Origin of the sequence: Escherichia sp. S10b (genome assembly GCF_028421345.1) — a bacterium.
Classification (GTDB): Bacteria; Pseudomonadota; Gammaproteobacteria; order Enterobacterales; family Enterobacteriaceae; genus ECMA0423.
In genome coordinates this window covers 1-738 of the sequence record NZ_JAHZSO010000129.1, presented here as the reverse complement: position 1 = coordinate 738, position 738 = coordinate 1, and the positions used below count along the sequence as shown (strand labels likewise).

At 58.3% G+C, this 738-nt stretch carries 1 protein-coding gene and 1 pseudogene; both read left to right on the top strand.

Going from position 1 to position 738, the window contains the following annotated elements; all coding sequences use genetic code 11:
- A pseudogene (locus FTE26_RS08490) lies at nucleotides 1–245 on the top strand (hypothetical protein); the annotation flags it as partial.
- Complete coding sequence (locus tag FTE26_RS08485) at nucleotides 242–433, top strand: hypothetical protein (RefSeq protein ID WP_039021874.1); 192 nt, start codon at nucleotides 242–244, stop codon at nucleotides 431–433. The pseudogene FTE26_RS08490 and the gene FTE26_RS08485, both read left to right, overlap by 4 nt.
- Nucleotides 434–738 lie beyond the last annotated feature (305 nt).

The following is a 738-nucleotide window of genomic DNA, read 5'->3' as shown; positions in this document are numbered from 1 at the left end:
ATGGTGCGGATGTCAGCGTTGTTCACGGCGTTGTTCGTGAACTGATGGAAGAAAAGCGCGCCAGCCGTCAGGTGACAGTCCCGGCGGTGATGCTGGAAAAAGTGATGGCGCTGGCAGGCAGTGAAATGAAGCGCCTGTATGCCGTCGGGAGTGAGAACGGGGGCGACGGTGACGCATTCGTCAGGGAGGAACGCGAAGCAATGGACGTTGTGTTACAGGCGCTGGACGGGGAGACGATGTCATGAATATCAGCACAGAAACCCGCGGAATTCTGCGTAATTACAGGGCCGTGATTAATGCGCGGCGTCGTGAAATGGGGCAGAAACCGCTCACCACCGCGCAGATTGTTGATGAAATCTGCGATTTTGTGGTGAATCAGCAGGCGGTTTTCCTGGGCGGTCACTACATCTTACAGGGTAGCAGAAACAGGTGATACAGGGGCAGGCGGTGGAGGCCGCCTGTCAGTCCGCGCGAAAACCCCTGGCAGGCTGACGCCTGCCGGAAGGGAAGCGGGCCACGCTGGCGCGTCGCCCGTTACCCTTCCCGTCTGTGATGTGTCTGACTCAGGAGTGTTTCTTTCTTATGTTATGGAACTGTTCCTGATGTTGTTGTTCCTTTATCTGCTGCTCTGATTCTGACTACTGCAGTGTTGTTCTGTCTGCCGGGCGCACCTTCGGCTCCCGGCTGCCTGGCGGCATCCGGTCGTCAGGCCCGACTCCGACAGGCAGCTGCTGGCGC

What these genes read in the sequence shown, in the direction of transcription:
- FTE26_RS08485 (WP_039021874.1), top strand. Translation starts at nt 242, where the DNA reads ATGAATATCAGCACAGAAACCCGCGGAATTCTGCGTAATTACAGGGCC.